This window comes from Marinobacter sp. RI1 (assembly GCF_041155085.1).
Taxonomy (GTDB): domain Bacteria; phylum Pseudomonadota; class Gammaproteobacteria; order Pseudomonadales; family Oleiphilaceae; genus Marinobacter; species Marinobacter nauticus.
This window is the reverse complement of the sequence record NZ_AP031605.1, coordinates 332,307-348,338: the sequence shown is the minus strand read 5'-3', so window position 1 is coordinate 348,338 and position 16,032 is coordinate 332,307. Positions and strand designations below refer to the sequence as shown.

The window sequence follows — 16,032 nt, the reverse complement described above, 5'->3', positions numbered from 1 at the left end:
TAAAAAAGGGCAGCCATTTGGCTGCCCTTTTTGTTTGTGGCGGTGGATCAGTCACCACTCCAGTTAGCACGTGGGTCTGGTGTCATCCGCAGGTAGGACTTCACGGCTTTGTAGCCTTTCGGGAAGCGCTTTTTGATCTCATCTTCATCCTGCAGTGACGGCACAATCACCACATCACTGCCACTCTCCCAGTTGCCGGGTGTGGCCACGCGGTGTTCGTCGGTCAGTTGCAGGGAATCGATTACCCGCAGCACTTCATTGAAGTTCCGACCTGTGGATGCCGGGTAGGTGATGATCAGTCGAACCTTCTTGTTCGGGTCGATGATGAACAACGAGCGCACGGTCAGGCTGTCGTTGGCGTTCGGGTGGATCATGTCGTACTTCTCGGACACCTGGCGGTCGTGGTCTGCAATGATTGGAAAGTTGACTGTGCAGCCCTGGGTCTCGTTGATGTCTTTGATCCAGTCGTGGTGAGAATCCACCGGGTCGACACTCAAGGCGATGGCCTTGACGTTACGCTTGGCAAATTCGTCTTTGAGCTTGGCGGTCAGGCCCAGCTCGGTGGTGCACACCGGGGTAAAGTCGGCCGGGTGGGAAAACAGTACGCCCCAGCCATTGCCGAGCCACTCGTGAAAGCGAATGCGGCCCTCGGTGGAATCCTGTTCAAAATCCGGTGCAGTATCTCCAAGACGCAGACTCATACTTACTCTCCTTCGACACGGTTGTTGGCAAATTCGTGTATTGCGCCGGCGTTGCCCGCCGTTGTTGTCTGATCAGTGTATACGAGTAACTGTGGTGATGGATGCGCCAGTTACAAGGGGGACTTGATCTGGCGCATCCAACGGTTCGCTCACATCCTTGTGAGCGTCTTGCATAGACAGGGTATTACTCCACGCCCAGAGCCTTCTGCTTGTCGAAGTGCTCCCGGGTCAGTTTGAACACTACCGGGCTCAACAGCAGCAGGGCAATCAGGTTGGGCAGTGCCATCATGGCGTTCAGGGTGTCGGCCACCAGCCAGATAAAGCCCAGGTTGATGGTGGCGCCCACCGGAATGGCTACAATCCACAGCACCCGGTAAGGCAGAATGGCCTTCACACCGAACAGGAACTCAATACAGCGTTCTCCGTAGAAGGACCAGCCGATGATGGTGGTGAATGCGAAGATCGCCAGGGCAATCGCCACCACGTAGTTGCCAAAGCCCGGCAGGCCGGTTTCAAAGGCCAGGGACGTGAGTGCGGCACCGGTTTCGCCGGACGTCCAGGCACCGGAGGTGATGATCACCAGGCCGGTGATGGAACAGACAATGATGGTGTCGATGAAGGTGCCCAGCATGGCCACCATGCCCTGCTTGACCGGGTTTTTGGTTTGCGCTGCCGCGTGGGCGATGGGGGCAGAGCCCAGACCTGCTTCGTTAGAGAAGATGCCCCGGGCCACACCAAAGCGGATGGCTGCCCAGACCGCAGCACCGGCAAACCCGCCCTCGGCTGCAGCCGGGCTGAAGGCATAACTGAATACCATGCTGATGGCTTCCGGAATCTGGTTGGCGTTAATGGCCAGTACGATCAGGCCAATCAGCACATAGGACACTGCCATAAACGGCACCAGTGCACTGGCCACCTGGCCGATACGCTTGATACCGCCAATCAGTACCATGCCCACCAGTACCATCAGGATCACACCGGTTACCCAGTGGGGCAGGCCAAAATTGGTTTCCAGCACATCGGCGACGGAGTTGGCCTGAACCGTGTTACCGATGCCAAAGGCGGCTACCGAGGCAAACACCGCAAACAGGATGCCCAGCCAGGCCCACTTGCTGCCCAGGCCGTTACGGATGTAATACATGGGGCCGCCCACGTGGTTGCCACGCTCGTCCACTTCCCGGAAGCGAACCGCCAGGACGGCTTCTGAGTATTTGGTGGCCATGCCCACCAGGGCTGTGAGCCACATCCAGAACAGCGCACCGGGGCCGCCGAGGAAGACCGCTGTGGCTACACCGGCAATATTACCGGTACCGACGGTGGCAGACAGCGCGGTCATCAGGGCCTGGAACGGGGGAATGTCACCGTCATCCTCGTCACCGCGGGCCCGGCCGCTCCACATCAGGCGGAAACCGGCCCCCAGTTTCATGATCGGCATCAATTTCAGGCCAATACTCAGAAACAGGCCGACGCCCAGAATCATCACCAGCATGGGAGGGCCCCATACCAGTCCGTTGATTTCACTTACAAAATTGGAAATGGCTTCCATGGGTTCTCCCACTGTTTACCACGGATGAATCAGGATTATTGAGCCCTGAAAGGGCATAACCCATTGAGTTTAGTCGACAATTATCCGATGTAAACCGTTTTCATGACGCCGGTTTTTCATTTCTGCGGGCTTTGCCTATGTTTAGGGTATGGAAGTGCTCAATCGGGCACCGTTATTCTGTCTGAAAGGAAGTTGTCGATGCGCTCATTGAAAATATCTGAAGTGATGTGGAACCACATTGAACCGATTCGCTGTGGTACGCCGGTCACCAGGGTGGTGAAAGCCCTGCTGGCCAATCATGTCACCGGTTTGCCGGTGGTGGATGATCATCGCCGTGTGCTGGGCTTTGTCTCGGAACAGGACTGTATACACTCGCTGCTGGTCAGCAACTACCACCACGAAGGTGATCCCATTGTGGATGACGTGATGTTCCGGCAGCCGATGACGGTATCGCCGGACATGTCGGTGGTGGATCTGGCACAGAATCTGGGTGCTGGTAAGCCAAAAGTGTACCCGGTGGTTGATCATGGCAAACTGGTTGGTATCGTAACGCGTACTGCCATTCTGGCGGAATTTGCCAAGTCCGGTTTCAGTATCGACAAACCCAGCTATGCCGGTGCTGAGGACTGATCGCTAACCACATCTTTGACTCCGGGGGGGATCTATGGACCTGTTATCCACCAACGTCTGTTTCGACGGAGAACACCGCCGCTATCGCCATACCTCCGCTACCCTGGAGTGCGACATGGAATTTGCGGTGTTTCTTCCTCCTGCGGCGCTGGGTGCTCAGGCCAAAGAGGTGCCGGTGCTGTACTGGTTGTCGGGCCTCACCTGCACCGATCAGAATTTCATGCAGAAAGCCGGCGCCCAGAAACTCGCTGCAAAGCTGGGCCTGGCCATTGTCTGCCCGGATACCAGCCCCCGTGGCGTAAATCTGCCCGGCGAGGATGACAGCTATGATTTCGGCTCCGGAGCCGGTTTCTATGTGAACGCGACGCAACAGCCCTGGGCGCCGCATTACCGGATGTATGATTATGTGGTCAAGGAGCTGCCGCAGCTGGTGGAAAACGAATTGCCGCTGAACGGCGAACGTTCGGTCAGTGGCCATTCCATGGGCGGGCACGGGGCTCTGATTGCGGCTTTGAAGAACCCGGGGTATTACAGGTCGGTATCGGCCTTTGCTCCAATTGCCAACCCCATGGCCTGCCCCTGGGGCCAGAAGGCGTTTACCGGATACCTGGGTGACGATCAGTCGGCGTGGGAAGCCTGGGATGCCACCATGCTGATTCCGACGGCGAAGGAACGGTTGCCGCTACTGGTGGACCAGGGTACGGCCGATGAGTTTCTGGACAGCCAACTGAACCCGGATGCTTTGGCTGATGTGTGCGAGAAATTCCACCATCACCTGAACCTGCGTATGCATCGGGGCTATGACCACAGCTACTTCTTTATCGCCTCGTTCATTGACGATCACCTGAACCACCATGCCCGGGCACTTGGGCTGATCTGATTCAGGAGCGGAAGCCCCAGAGCATGCTGAAATCCATGGATGGCATGATCTCGGGCTCTTCCGGCGCTCGAATGTTGTATTCCAGCAGGCTTGTATCGCGCTCAAAGGTGCCACTGTAGCGGTTACCTCTGGGGCCGAATATCGCCTGTACATAAGGACCGCGTGCCCGTACTGCCCGACGGGTAATAACGCCCACCTCGTTATTTACCAGCCGTACCAGCATGCCTGGAGGATGATCCCCCAATACCTGCAGTAATGAACGCGGAATCGCCGGCCGGAACTTGCCGTCCGCCAGGGTGGCGATGAGTTTGCGGGCCTCAGTGATATTCATCCGGTTACGGTAAGCGCGCTTGGTGATCATCGCCACATAGCGCTCGGCCAGGGCCAGGATTTCTGCTTCCGGAAGGATATCGCTACCGCTGAGCCCTTCAGGATAGCCCGAGCCATCGGCCTGTTCGTGGTGTTGGGCAATGATACGCAGCAGCAGCTTGTTATTGATGCCGGCCGACGTCAGCGCCTGAATGCTTCGGGCTGGATGCTTGCGAATGACCACCCGCTGATCATCGGTCAACACGGTATTGGAGGCGTTGAGTTGGTCTGCCACAGGCACCAGCGCGAGGTTGGCGGTGAGTGCGGCGGCGGTGAGCACGGTGGCCCGCTTTTCCTCCAGCCCGAACTGGCGTGCGATGAAATGGCACAGGATGCCGTAGAACAGGATCTGTTCATGGATGGTGGGGCTGATCGAATACAGGTGCACCAGTGCCAGGCTGGCGTCGGGTGCCTCCTGGCAGGTTTTATCCAGCATTCGGCACAGACCCAGCAGGCGTTTCTGGGCGGTGGGATCTTCCGAGGTAATGGCGTTGAGTGTGACTTCCAGCGTGGTCAGCAAGTCACCATATTCTGCAAACGGATTCCGCTGGCGCAGGTCTTCAAAGGTTTCCTCTTTCGGCCGCTCGATCTTTCGGGGCTTGAAGCGCCCTCTTTCAAACAGCTGCTCGAGCTGGCTGTTGGTCTGAATCACATAGCCCTGACGCAGAAGAATATTGCCTTCTGAGTCGAAAACATCCCAGGGCAGTGGCTTGCCTATGGTGAGTGCCCCGGGGGCTATTCTTATCAGTGAGTTAGACACAATGTTCCTGAATCTGCAGCCGGTGCGCGATAGTATGACGGGCCAATAGGTTTGAAGCTAATAATCGTTGCCTGGTCGATTATAAAGTGGATTACATTGGAATATTAGAGAAAAGCAAAGCGTGATGTGGGTCACATTGTGTCGCCTTTGGTGGTAGATTTGTTAAGAATCGTTGCCCTGGAACGACCGTTTGAAAAGCTTGGGCTATTCTAGAATCCTAAATCAGACTTTTGTCGGACCCTGAGCTGCATGTTTCACCGCCTGAAAAACGATTTTCGGTTATCCATCATTACCTTGCTGGGCATCAGCGGGCTGGTGGGCATCACGCCGTTTGCAGTGCTGCGGTTCATGCAGGGTAATCTGCTGGCTGGCGTGGTGGATAGCGTGATCCTTGGCGGTATTGCGATGAGCATGGCCTATGCCTGGTTCACGGGAGATACCCGCAGGACGGGCCTGGTTATGGCGATAATTTCGTCCTATGGGGCTGTTGCAGTCGGTACGATTGTTGGTGACCCGGGGTTGTTCTGGTTATATCCCTGTCTGGTCACCACCTTCTTTCTGGTCGCTCCGAGGGTTGCTGTCGGTATTAACCTGTCCGCCATCCTGGCCATGATGGTGATCGGCCTGGCATTCAGTAGCCAGGAGCAGATGTGGTCGTTTTCCTCCACCGCCGTTGTGGTCAGTGCCTGCGCCTATGTCTTTGCTCATCGCAACCACAGCCAGCGCCGGCGCCTGGAGCAGCTGGCCACCATCGACCCGCTGACCGGCGTAAAGAACCGCCGTTCGATGGATCAGGAGCTGGATGTGGCCGCTGCCAATGCCGAGCGTTCCGGCCTGCCCTACGCTCTGGTGTTGCTGGACCTTGATCACTTCAAGAAGATCAATGACGAATATGGCCACGGCGTGGGCGACGATGTGCTCACCGAGCTGGTGGCCCTGCTGGAGAGCAATACCCGCCGTTCCGATCAGTTGTTCCGATATGGCGGTGAGGAGTTTGTATTGCTGCTGCCAGGCGTTGATGGCGTGAATCTGCGTGCGGTGATGAACAATCTTCAGCAGGTGCTCCGAAAATACATGAAACACCCCGGCGGGCCGGTAACCGCGTCATTCGGCGTGGCCCTGCTGGGCCATGGCGAAAGTGTGGAAAGCTGGCTGGCCCGGGCCGATAACGCGCTGTACACCGCCAAGGAAACCGGGCGTGACCGGATTGTCTATGCCGAGGATATTGGTCAGCCCATGCCAGAGCCGGTTCCCACGGCTGCAGGCTGAGTGTCTTCATCAACGGGCGTGGAAGGCTGGTAATGAAACAGGCGCCAGCCGAGTAACAGGCTGGCGGAGGTCAGCCCGGCCGTCAGTCCTACCCAGAAACCCGCAGCGCCCAGCGCCGGCCATACCCAGTCGGTAAATGTCAGCACATATCCCAGCGGCAGGCCCACTCCCCAGAATGAAAACAGCATGATGAACATGGGAATGCGCGTGTCCTTGTAGCCGCGCAGGGCGCTGATACAGGTTACCTGGATAACATCGGCAATCTGGAACATGGCGGCGAAGGTGAGCAGCCGAATGGTGACCGCCTGAACCTCGGCATCGCCCGAATACAGGCTGGCAATCGCGCCGGAGAACACGAACAGCAGGGTGGCAAACAGCAGGGCGATGGCCGAGGCCAGAATCAGCGAGCTGCGTGAAATCAGCCTTGCGGAGTCCCGGGCGTTGGCTCCTGTCAGAAAACTTACCCTCAGAGTCAGTGCCATACCCAGGCTGAGAGGAAGCATGAACAGCAGCGAGGTTACGTTCAGGGCGATCTGATGGCCGGCTACCACCACTGGGCCAAGCGGTGCCAGGAACAAGGCGATCACGGCAAACATGCTTGCTTCGACGAAGATGGTGAAGCCGATGGGGACGCCAATGCGCAGGATGTACTGAATGCCAGCCCAGTCCGGTTTTACCCAATCGGCAACCAGATGGAACTGACGGAAGGTCTCGCTGCGGTTCAGATAGATCAGCATGGCGATGGCGGCGACACCGTTGGAGATGGATGTGGCCCAGCCACAGCCGACACCGCCCATGGCGGGCAGCCCGAGTTTGCCGTAAATGAAGATGTAGTTCAGGGGCAGGTTGATCACCGTGCTAAGCACGGAAAACGCCATGATCACCCGGGTATGCCCCAGACCATCGGTCAGGCCCCGAAGGGCGTTGATCAGCAGCAGCGCGGGAATGCCCCAGGCAAATGCGTCCAGATAACCCTGGGTGATGCCGGCGGTGTGCGGGTCGAGTTTCAGCAGGGCCAGGACGGGATGGACATTGGTCAGCAACAGCGCCATCACTACGGTGCCGCCCGCCGCAATGTAGATGCCCTGCCAGGTTGCGGGCATGATCTTATGGGTTGTCCGAGCGCCGTTGTAGCCGGAAATGATCGGTTGCAAGGCGCCGAGCATGCCCATAAAAAACAGGAAAAGCGGCATCCACAGGCTGCTGCCGATACCCACGGCCGCGAGATCTTCGGCACTGGCGTGGCCGGCCATCACGGTATCGATCACACCATTGGCCATCTGTGCCACCTGGGCAATCAGAATCGGGCCGCCCAGAATGGCCAGTGTTTTCCACTCGGCGAGCGTGCGCTGAATCAGCGGCTGGCGGGCTTCGGGTAGTGGCTGATGGGTTTCGTCCATGGCGCTCTGGTCTTTCCGGAATTGTAGCGTGGCACTGGTACAGGACCGGCCATGGTACCTCAGCCTGCGGACTCGTGCTTATAGGGGTTTCCCCGTCTGCCGCCGCTGCAAAACCCACCGTAAAGCAGTAAAGTAGGCGCCCGGCATACAACAGGGGTGGTGCAATCGATGGTCTTACTGGTTCTGGTAACCGTACTCTGGGCCTTTTCGTTCAGTCTGATCGGCGAGTTCCTGGCTGGCCGTGTAGACAGCGACTTCGCGGTATTGAGCCGGGTCTTGCTGGCAGCCCTGGTGTTCCTGCCGTTTACCCGCTGGCGCGGTGTTCCCTCCGGTATGAAGCTGGGCATCCTGGTGACTGGTATGCTGCAGTTCGGCATCACCTATCTGTGCCTGTATCGCTCGTTCAGTTACCTGACGGTACCGGAAGTGTTGCTGTTCACCATTTTTACGCCTCTGTACGTGACTCTGGTGGATGATGCCCTGGCCCGCCGGTTTTCACCGGTGGCGTTGCTGGCTGCAGCCATTGCCACACTCGGTGCCGGCATCATCCGGTACGATGGCCTCAGTGAGGATTTCATCACCGGGTTCCTGCTGCTGCAGGTGGCCAACTTTACCTTCGCTGCCGGCCAGGTTGGCTACAAGCACGTGATGCAACGTTACCCTCTGGCGCTGCCTGGGTATCGCACTTTCGGTTACTTCTTCATGGGCGCACTGGTGATCGCGCTACCCTCGTTCCTGATTTTTGGTAACCCGGACAAGTTGCCGTCAACACCGTTGCAGTGGGGCATTCTTGGCTGGCTGGGCCTGGCGGCGTCCGGTCTGGGGCTGTACCTGTGGAATCGCGGTGCCTGCAAGGTCGATGCAGGCACCCTGGCGGTGATGAACAATGCCCTGGTACCGGCTGGCTTGCTGGTCAATCTGCTGATCTGGAATCGTGATGCAGATCTGCTGCGCCTGGCCGTTGGTGGTGTGGTGATCGGATTCTCTCTGTGGGTGAATGCTCGCTATCATCCCAGGGCAAAGCTGGTTGCATCCTCCTGAGTTCCCTGAATATTTTCTAAAGCGTCGTGGCCTGTTGTCGTTACACGAATAGGACACGGCGTAACCCATTCGCTATTTCATTGATATATATCTATAACTAAGCTGTCGCCGTTAAATTTTATCGAGCCAACGGACGAACAGTTCCCCATGCGCAAGAACCTGCCTGTCACTCAGCGCGAGATCCACATCCCTGAAGGAATGCGGTTGATTAGTACGACCACTCTCAAGGGGGTGATTACCTACTGTGATGATGACTTCGTCACCATCAGCGGTTACAGCCGGGAGGAACTGATCGGCCAGGCCCATAACCTGATCCGGCACCCGGATATGCCCCCGGCGGTTTTTGCTGACATGTGGGAATACCTGAAAGCCGGCAAGGCCTGGATGGGGGTTGTGAAGAACCGGGCCAAGTCCGGTGACCATTACTGGGTGAGCGCTTACGCCACGCCAATCTGGGGGAATGGCCAGATGGTGGGCTATGAATCCGTGCGGGTCGCCGCTACCCGGGAGCAGATTGCCCGCGCTGAACGGCTGTATAAGGAGATTTCCGAGGGTCGGTTGAGTTCCGGTTGGCGCAACCGGGTCCTGACCATGGTCCGTTCAGGCTGGCCCTTTATGGTGTCCCTGGGCTTGAGTCTGGGCGCCCTGGCGTTCGAGTCTCCGGCTTTGGCCGTGCTTCTGGTAGTGGTTGGCCACGTTCTGGGTTTTGGTCTGGTGTTTACCTCTCTTTCCAACCGGCTCAGGAGCTTGCTGGAACTGCGTCCGGATGCCTTCCAGGACCCTATCGTTGCACGAACCTACAGCGATGAGCGCGGACTGATGTCCCGGCTGGCACTGATGCTGGTGAGTGAAGAGGCGAGAATCCGAACCGCATTGGCCCGCATAGATGATCAGGCCGAACAATTGCTTGAACAGGTTCATGCTTCCCATGGTTACATTACCGAGGGCGCAGCCGCCATTGCGCGGCAGCGGGCTGAAACGGACCAGACTGCTTCGGCCATCAACCAAATGACCGTCTCCATCCAGGAGGTGGTCGAATCTGTTAATCACAACGCCCGGGAAGCGGAACAGGCCAATCGCCAGGCCCATGAGGGTAGCGAGCGCAGTGGTGAGGCATTGGGCGCCATCCAGCAACTGGTGAATCAGGTTCAGGGCATTGGCGACTCGGTGGGCCGGCTGGGCGAATCCACCCGTAGCATTGGCGAGGCGGCAGATCTGATCAGTGAAATCGCTGATCAGACGAATCTTCTGGCCCTCAACGCCGCCATTGAGGCAGCTCGGGCTGGAGAACAGGGCCGGGGCTTTGCGGTGGTCGCTGATGAAGTGCGCTCCTTGGCGCAGCGGACCCGGCAGTCGACGGTACGCATCCACGAGGTGGTTGAAGATTTTCGTATCCAGGTGGATCAAACTGTAAACGCGGTGCGCGCTGGGGAACAGATTGCCGGTGATGGCCTCGACCGGGTGCAGGGCGCTGCCGATGCACTTAATGCCATCGTCAGTTCCGTGGATCGCATTTCCGAAAGTTTTATCACCATGTCCGCGGCGTTCGAAGAGCAGAGTCAGGTCTCTGATGAGATCAATCGCCAGGTGGTGAATATTGCCAGCCTGGCTGACCAGAGCGATGAACAGGCGGATGCGGCAAAACAGAGCAGCGATACTTTGAGCCAGATGGCTGGCGGCCTGAAAGACCTGATTGCCCGATTTGTCAGTAAAACCCGCTGATTAGCACTCCCGGGCCGCGCCGGGAACAATGAATTGTCCCAGCGCTCGCCCCTCAGCACTGGCATCATGCCGCCAGTGCTGGCAGAATCCCGCCCCAATAGCCCGCACGCCGTGTGCCGGGCGATCTGACAATTCGTATTTTCCTCAGCCAAAAGCACAGGAAGCAAACACATGACTCAGTCCAACTCCGCAGCAGACAGCGGGAACGGGGCTCGCGGACTCTGGTCTTCCAAGTTCGCGTTTATTCTGGCAGCCACCGGTTCCGCGGTTGGTCTCGGTAATATCTGGAAGTTCCCCTATGTCACCGGCGAGAACGGCGGTGGTGCCTTCGTTCTGGTGTACCTGCTCTGTATTGCCATCATCGGTATTCCCATCATGATGGCGGAAGTGTTTATCGGCCGGAATGGTCGTCATAACCCCATTACCAGTTTTCGGCTGGTGGCGGAGCGCAACCTGGCGTCGCCGGCCTGGCGAGTGTCGGCCATTGTCGGCATGCTGGCTGCGTTTATCATTCTGTCCTTCTACTCGGTCATCGGTGGCTGGGCGGCCTCCTACATTGGCCACGCGGCTATGGGCGATTTCACCGGCGGCACTGCAGAATCTGTGGGCGAGCTGTTCGGTGGCCTGCTGGGCAGCCCGATTCAGCTGCTGGCCTGGCACACGGTGTTCATGGCGCTGGTGGTGCTGGTGGTTTCCCGGGGCCTGAAAGGCGGTCTGGAACGTGCGGTTACCATTCTGATGCCGGCGCTGTTCCTGCTGCTGTTGCTGGTGGTTGGCTACGCGACGACGACCGGCCATTTCGGCGAGGCGGTTAGTTTCCTGTTCACCCCGAATTTTGAGGCACTCACGGTGAAAGGCGTACTGGTTGCCCTGGGGCACGCCTTCTTCACACTGAGCCTGGGTATGGCCATCATGATGGCTTACGGTTCCTACCTGGGCCGTGATGTCTCCATCGGCCGCACCGCCGTCAGTGTGGCGATCATGGATACTGTGGTGGCACTGCTGGCGGGCCTGGCCATTTTCCCGGTGGTGTTTGCCAACGGCCTGGAAGCCGGTGCCGGCCCCGGTCTGATCTTCCAGACCCTGCCGCTGGCGTTCGGTAACATGCCCATGGGCAGCCTGTTCGGCACCCTGTTCTTCGTTCTGTTGCTGTTTGCTGCCTGGACCTCTGGCATTTCCCTGCTGGAGCCGGTGGTTGAGTGGGTTGAAGAGAAAACCAGCCTGGCCCGCACCGGCAGCGCTATTCTGGTGGGCGTGCTGTGCTGGGCGCTGGGCATTGTTTCCATTCTGTCCCTGAACGTCTGGTCTGATGTGACGCCGCTGGGCATGTTTGCCGCCTTTGAAGGCAAGACGGTGTTCGACCTGCTGGACTACTTCACCGCCAACATCATGCTGCCACTGTCTGGCCTGCTGACCGCCATTTTTGTGGGCTGGTTTGTGGCCAAGGAATCGCTGAAGAGCGACCTGGCCCTGCAGGGTGGCGCGTTCAGCCTGTGGTACAACCTGATCCGGTTTGTGACGCCGATTGCCGTGGCGATCGTGTTTGTTTACAACCTGACGGCCTGATCGCTCGCTGCTCAGGCAGCAAAAAGAAACCCCGGTGCTGGCGACAGTACCGGGGTTTTGTTTTTGGGGAGCGTGTTATTCGTAGTCGCTCTCGTCCTGCTCCATCACAGCCTTGAGTCGTTCTACGTGGGGCCGGACAGCACGTTTGTCGGCATCGCTCACTTGCTTCGCCGCACTGGATGCGCTTTTGACGGTCACCATCATCTGTTCCATCATTTCGCGCATCTGGGCTTTGGCGGCTTCGGGCATGTCGGGATTGTTTTCCATCTCGGCAATGGCGCGCTCCATCTCCGCGATATCCGGTGCCATGTCGGGCTGGGCTTCCATTTCGATGGCAAACCAGGCGCTGACGATGCGGTCGCCTTTGCGGGCCCAGGCTTCCGGGCTGGAGAATCCGAAGTCATCGACCAGGTCGTCCAGGTCATCGTACATTTCGTGCCCTTTCACTTCGTCCACCATCGAAGACATCATCCGGGCGAAATCCACTTCCCGCTCATCGTCGGCTGGATCTTCGATGGATTCGATGAAGTCCTGATGCTTGTCGATCAGGGGCTGCATGGCTTCCATGCTGGCGATGAAGGAAGTGACATCGTCTTCGGTGAGGTTTTCGCTGTGGGCTAACGGTGCCAGGGCCAGGCTGAGTAGCAGCAGGCCGGCTTGCAGTGCGTTGAGGCGCGGTTGGGTGTTACGGTGGTTCATGGTGCACTCCTTGCTGATGATTTCCTGTGGATGTCAGCAAAGAGTAATCCCAGGCTGGCCAGGTTTCCAGAGGTATCAGGAGCTCAGACCTTTCCGCCCAGCAATATGCGCACGGCAGTGCAGGCATCCTCAAGCTCTTCATCGCGGGGTTCGCGGCCGCCAATGATGTCGCTGTACAGGCAGGATTCGGCGATTCGTACCATGAAGTAGGACAAGCTCTGGATGTTCATGGGTGGGCTCAGATGGCCTGCGCGCACTTCGTCTTTGAGCAGGCGGGTGTTCACTTCCACGGTGCGGGCGTGCAGCGTGGAGTGGGAGGAGGTGAGCATTTTCAGGGCGTATTCCGGGTCCTGATGCAGGAACTTTCGCAGCGGCGCGAAGTGCAGGATGGTCATGTTGATGTGGCGGAACACGCCCACCACGTAGTCGACGCCATGGCCGGGGGTAACGGCGCGGGCTTCTTTGTACAGGGGCTCGTACAGGGACCACAGGATTTCACCAATCAGCAGGTCGCGGTTACCAACCCAGCGGAACAGGGTGGCGCGGCCGATGTGGAGGTCGTCGGCGAGGGCGGCCAGGCTGATTTTTTCCCCTTTTAGCCACATTCTTCTGGCGCGGCGGAAGGCGTCCAGGGGGGTGGTTTTGGCGGTTGGTGTGGTCACTTCGGTCCCTTTGGCTGGTTTGGGGACATTCTATCGGTTGCCGGGGCTTGGGGCTATGGCATCACACCCACAGATCGCCAATGGGGGTCTCCGGGCTGAAGTGGTGCAGTACCTGGGCCTGAAGCAGCTCGGCTGTGGCGATGGCGTCGATCAGGGCGTTATGGGAGGCATAGTGGGGCAGGCCGTAGCGGAGCCGGCTGTCGGCCAGGCGGATGGAGATCGGCTTTTTGCCCATCAGTTGCTGCCAGCGGCTGGGGTTGCGGTTTGGGTGCAGGTGCGCTTCGATGGCCATGGTGTCGATGACCGGGAAGCGGAGTTGTTCGTTCAGGCGCCATTGCAGGGCGGTGTTCAGGAACGGGCGTTCGATGTTGCGGTAGTGCACCACGGGGATTCGGCCGTTGAGGTGTTCGAACAGCGGGTCGAGTACGTCTTCCAGGTCCGGGGCGTTTTCGATTTCGCTGTGGGTAATGCCGTGGATGGTCACAGAGGTTTTGTGCAGGGGCAGTCTGGGTCGAACCACCTGGTGCCAGCATTGGCCGAGCTGGATACCTGTCAGGGTAAAGGGCACCAGGCCGATGCTGACGATGGAATGCTGGTCGGCTTCCAGGCCAGTGGTTTCGAAGTCCAGGGCCACTAAGGGGACGTCCCGGACAGGCGTGTCCGGACTGGGGCAGCCGGCTTCGTAGAAGGCGCGGATTCTGGCGTCTTTTGCCTGTTCGGCGCCTTTGCGGTAGTTCTCTGGCCAATTCTGCTTGCTGTTGCCGCTTTTGATCACGCTAGACATTCCGGGTGGCTCCCCCGGCGTTGTAGCGGAAGCGCAGGAATTTCTGGGCGTTACTGACGATCTGGAAGGCGTCTTTCAGGTGGCTGCGTTCAAACGGCGACAGGTCCTCCGGGCGCACGTTGTTGTCCGGGTCGCGGCCCTCTTCGATGGCCAGGGCCTGATGGCGGATGCGGACGATGGAGATGAATTCCAGGGCATCCCGCAGGTTGCCGGCGTCGTCGTCCAGCATGAGTTTGGTTTTGGCGATGTCGCGCAGGCGTTCGAAGGAGTTCTGGGAGCGGGAACCGCAGGCCAGGGCGTGCACCCGGATGAGGTCAGAAACCGGTGCGGTGCCGCGGCGTTTGAGGTTGAAGGTTTTCTGGTGTTTGCCGTCTTCTTCCAGGACGAAGGTGCGGAAGAAGCCCAGGGGCGGCGTGCGGTTCAGGGCATTGCGGGCCAGGAAGGTAAGGAAGCGCTGGCTGTTGCTGGCCTTGTTCACGATCAGGGTTTTCAGCTGTTCAGCATAGTCGGTTTCGCCGTAGATGCCGTCCAGGTCGAAGAAGATGTTGCTGTTGAGCAGGGCTTCGGCTTTGGGGTTGTCGATCCAGTCGGTGAAGTAATCCTTAAACACGCTCAGCGGTTGTCGCCATTTCGGATTGGTGGCCATGATGTCACCGGTGCAGTAGGTGTAGCCGCATTCAGCCAGGCCGTCGGAGACAAATTTGGCCAGGGCCAGGAAGTATTCGTCGTGCTCTTCCGGAATGAAGCTGTCGTCCAGCACCATGGCGTTGTCCTGGTCGGTAACCACCAGCTGTTCATCCCGGGCCATGGAGCCGAGAGCCATAAAGCAATACGGGATGGGTGGCGGGCCGAGTTTTTCCTCGCCCAGCTCCAACAGGCGCTGACTGAAGCTTCGGCCGATGCCAGCCATGGCGCTGCCGATCATGTGGGAATTGGCGTCTTCATTCACCATGCGCACGAAGCTGTCGCGCACTTCGCGGCTGATTTTCTTCAGGCCTTTGACGTCGTTCTGGTGGTAGATGTTGCTCACCAGGTACAAGCTGCTCTGGCTCTCGTATTTGACGATGTCGGACAGCGCGATTACGCCACGCACTTCATGGTCTTCCATCACTGGCAGATGGTGCACGTTATTGTGCAGCATGGTAAGCATGGCTTCGAAGATGTAGCTGCGGGCGCTGATGGTAATCAGCCCTTCGGACATGATCTCGCTGATGGGGGTTTCTGATGGCAGTGCGTTGGTGACCGCCCGAGTGCGCAGATCCCGGTCGGTGATGATGCCCTTGAGCCGGGGCGAATCCCCACTTTCGTCCATCAGCAGCAGTGCCGACACGCCGTTGTCGGTCATGATCCGGGCGGCTTCCTGAAGGCGCACGGTGGTCGGGGCGGAGACTGGCTCGCGGGCAATTAGCCGGGTGACCTTGGCGGACATCAGTTCGTTGGATTTGTGCCGGCGCGAGACCGCCGAACGCAGACGGCTGTGGTCTTCAATCTCGACAAAATCCGCGAAGTTCTCGTCGTTTTCCCACAGATGCTGGAAGGTCTCGTAGGGGATTTTGTAGATCAGGCAGTCTTCGATGGCTTTGGCCGGAAAGCGCACTTTCTGATTGCGCAGCAGGCCAAACTGGCCAAAGATTTCGCCCTCACCGATGCGGTTGTAAAGCTCGCCCGAACGCCGGAAGATTTCCACCGCACCGCTGCGGATGTAGTGCAACCAGTAGTTCTGCTGGCCCAGCTCAAGGATCTGGGTGCCGGCCCGGTAATAGGCCACTTCGATGCCAGTGACGATGCGGTCGAGCAGTTCTTCGGGCATTTCGTCGAAGGGAGCGTGTTGGGCGATGTGGTTGCGGATGTCGAGCAGCTCGGCCTGCATGGGCTCTCCAGGGTTAATCGGTCTTGTTCTGAAGCCGGCGATTGCGGTGCCGCCGTTTCCGGAGTCTGGCCAAACTATAGCAGTTGTCTGTCCGGTTGGTGTACCTTGGCACCGGAATGGGGCGGGCTGGAGA

14 protein-coding genes are annotated in these 16,032 nt (G+C 58.6%); 6 read left to right on the top strand and 8 right to left on the bottom strand.

What is annotated here, in order from left to right; translation table 11 throughout:
* Positions 1-47: 47 nt before the first annotated feature.
* Positions 48-701: a peroxiredoxin gene (locus ACAM27_RS01560; protein WP_011783808.1), complete on the bottom strand. Its 654-nt coding sequence runs from the start codon at positions 699-701 to the stop codon at positions 48-50.
* Between the two features lie 184 nt (positions 702-885).
* A complete protein-coding gene (locus ACAM27_RS01555) occupies positions 886-2,247 on the bottom strand; it encodes a sodium:alanine symporter family protein (RefSeq protein WP_023007812.1) in 1,362 nt (453 codons plus the stop codon).
* A gap of 198 nt (positions 2,248-2,445) precedes the next feature.
* Here ACAM27_RS01555 and ACAM27_RS01550 point away from each other — a divergent pair, with 198 nt between their 5' ends.
* Both ACAM27_RS01550 and fghA read left to right on the top strand, forming a co-directional pair.
* Positions 2,446-2,877 carry a CBS domain-containing protein gene (locus ACAM27_RS01550; RefSeq protein WP_022993417.1) on the top strand — a complete coding sequence of 144 codons (432 nt, stop codon included), beginning with the start codon at positions 2,446-2,448 and terminating at the stop codon, positions 2,875-2,877.
* 34 nt (positions 2,878-2,911) lie between these two features.
* Positions 2,912-3,757: an S-formylglutathione hydrolase gene (gene fghA, locus ACAM27_RS01545; RefSeq protein ID WP_023007811.1), complete on the top strand. Its 846-nt coding sequence runs from the start codon at positions 2,912-2,914 to the stop codon at positions 3,755-3,757.
* A gap of 1 nt (position 3,758) precedes the next feature.
* Here the strand turns inward: fghA and ACAM27_RS01540 are convergent, their stop codons facing one another.
* Complete coding sequence (locus ACAM27_RS01540) at positions 3,759-4,886, bottom strand: HD-GYP domain-containing protein (protein WP_222197724.1); 1,128 nt, start codon at positions 4,884-4,886, stop codon at positions 3,759-3,761.
* A gap of 249 nt (positions 4,887-5,135) precedes the next feature.
* Here ACAM27_RS01540 and ACAM27_RS01535 point away from each other — a divergent pair, with 249 nt between their 5' ends.
* Positions 5,136-6,155 (top strand): GGDEF domain-containing protein, encoded by a 1,020-nt coding sequence (locus ACAM27_RS01535; RefSeq protein ID WP_023007809.1) that lies wholly within the window; start codon positions 5,136-5,138, stop codon positions 6,153-6,155.
* Here the strand turns inward: ACAM27_RS01535 and ACAM27_RS01530 are convergent.
* Positions 6,116-7,555 carry an MATE family efflux transporter gene (locus ACAM27_RS01530; RefSeq protein ID WP_023007808.1) on the bottom strand — a complete coding sequence of 480 codons (1,440 nt, stop codon included), beginning with the start codon at positions 7,553-7,555 and terminating at the stop codon, positions 6,116-6,118. The genes ACAM27_RS01535 and ACAM27_RS01530 overlap by 40 nt on opposite strands.
* Before the next feature lie 168 nt (positions 7,556-7,723).
* Between ACAM27_RS01530 and ACAM27_RS01525 the strand changes: the two genes are divergently transcribed.
* The 3 genes from ACAM27_RS01525 to ACAM27_RS01515 all read left to right on the top strand — a co-directional run bounded on the left by ACAM27_RS01525 (position 7,724) and on the right by ACAM27_RS01515 (position 11,884).
* Entirely contained in the window at positions 7,724-8,596 is an 873-nt protein-coding gene (locus tag ACAM27_RS01525) for a carboxylate/amino acid/amine transporter (protein ID WP_041654451.1), read from the top strand.
* 147 nt (positions 8,597-8,743) lie between these two features.
* On the top strand, positions 8,744-10,318 hold the full coding sequence (locus tag ACAM27_RS01520; protein ID WP_222197723.1) for a PAS domain-containing methyl-accepting chemotaxis protein: 1,575 nt from the start codon (positions 8,744-8,746) through the stop codon (positions 10,316-10,318).
* 171 nt (positions 10,319-10,489) lie between these two features.
* Entirely contained in the window at positions 10,490-11,884 is a 1,395-nt protein-coding gene (locus tag ACAM27_RS01515) for a sodium-dependent transporter (RefSeq protein ID WP_011783817.1), read from the top strand.
* A 75-nt stretch (positions 11,885-11,959) separates the two neighbouring features.
* Here ACAM27_RS01515 and ACAM27_RS01510 read toward each other — a convergent pair whose 3' ends face one another.
* From ACAM27_RS01510 to ACAM27_RS01495, 4 genes are all read right to left on the bottom strand, one after another.
* Positions 11,960-12,583: a hypothetical protein gene (locus ACAM27_RS01510; RefSeq protein WP_222197722.1), complete on the bottom strand. Its 624-nt coding sequence runs from the start codon at positions 12,581-12,583 to the stop codon at positions 11,960-11,962.
* 83 nt (positions 12,584-12,666) lie between these two features.
* Entirely contained in the window at positions 12,667-13,245 is a 579-nt protein-coding gene (locus ACAM27_RS01505; RefSeq protein ID WP_011783819.1) for a QsdR family transcriptional regulator, read from the bottom strand.
* Between the two features lie 61 nt (positions 13,246-13,306).
* A complete protein-coding gene (locus ACAM27_RS01500; protein ID WP_011783820.1) occupies positions 13,307-14,029 on the bottom strand; it encodes a 3'-5' exonuclease in 723 nt (240 codons plus the stop codon).
* A complete protein-coding gene (locus tag ACAM27_RS01495; RefSeq protein ID WP_222197721.1) occupies positions 14,022-15,899 on the bottom strand; it encodes a putative nucleotidyltransferase substrate binding domain-containing protein in 1,878 nt (625 codons plus the stop codon). Before ACAM27_RS01495 ends, ACAM27_RS01500 begins: the two co-directional genes overlap by 8 nt.
* Positions 15,900-16,032 lie beyond the last annotated feature (133 nt).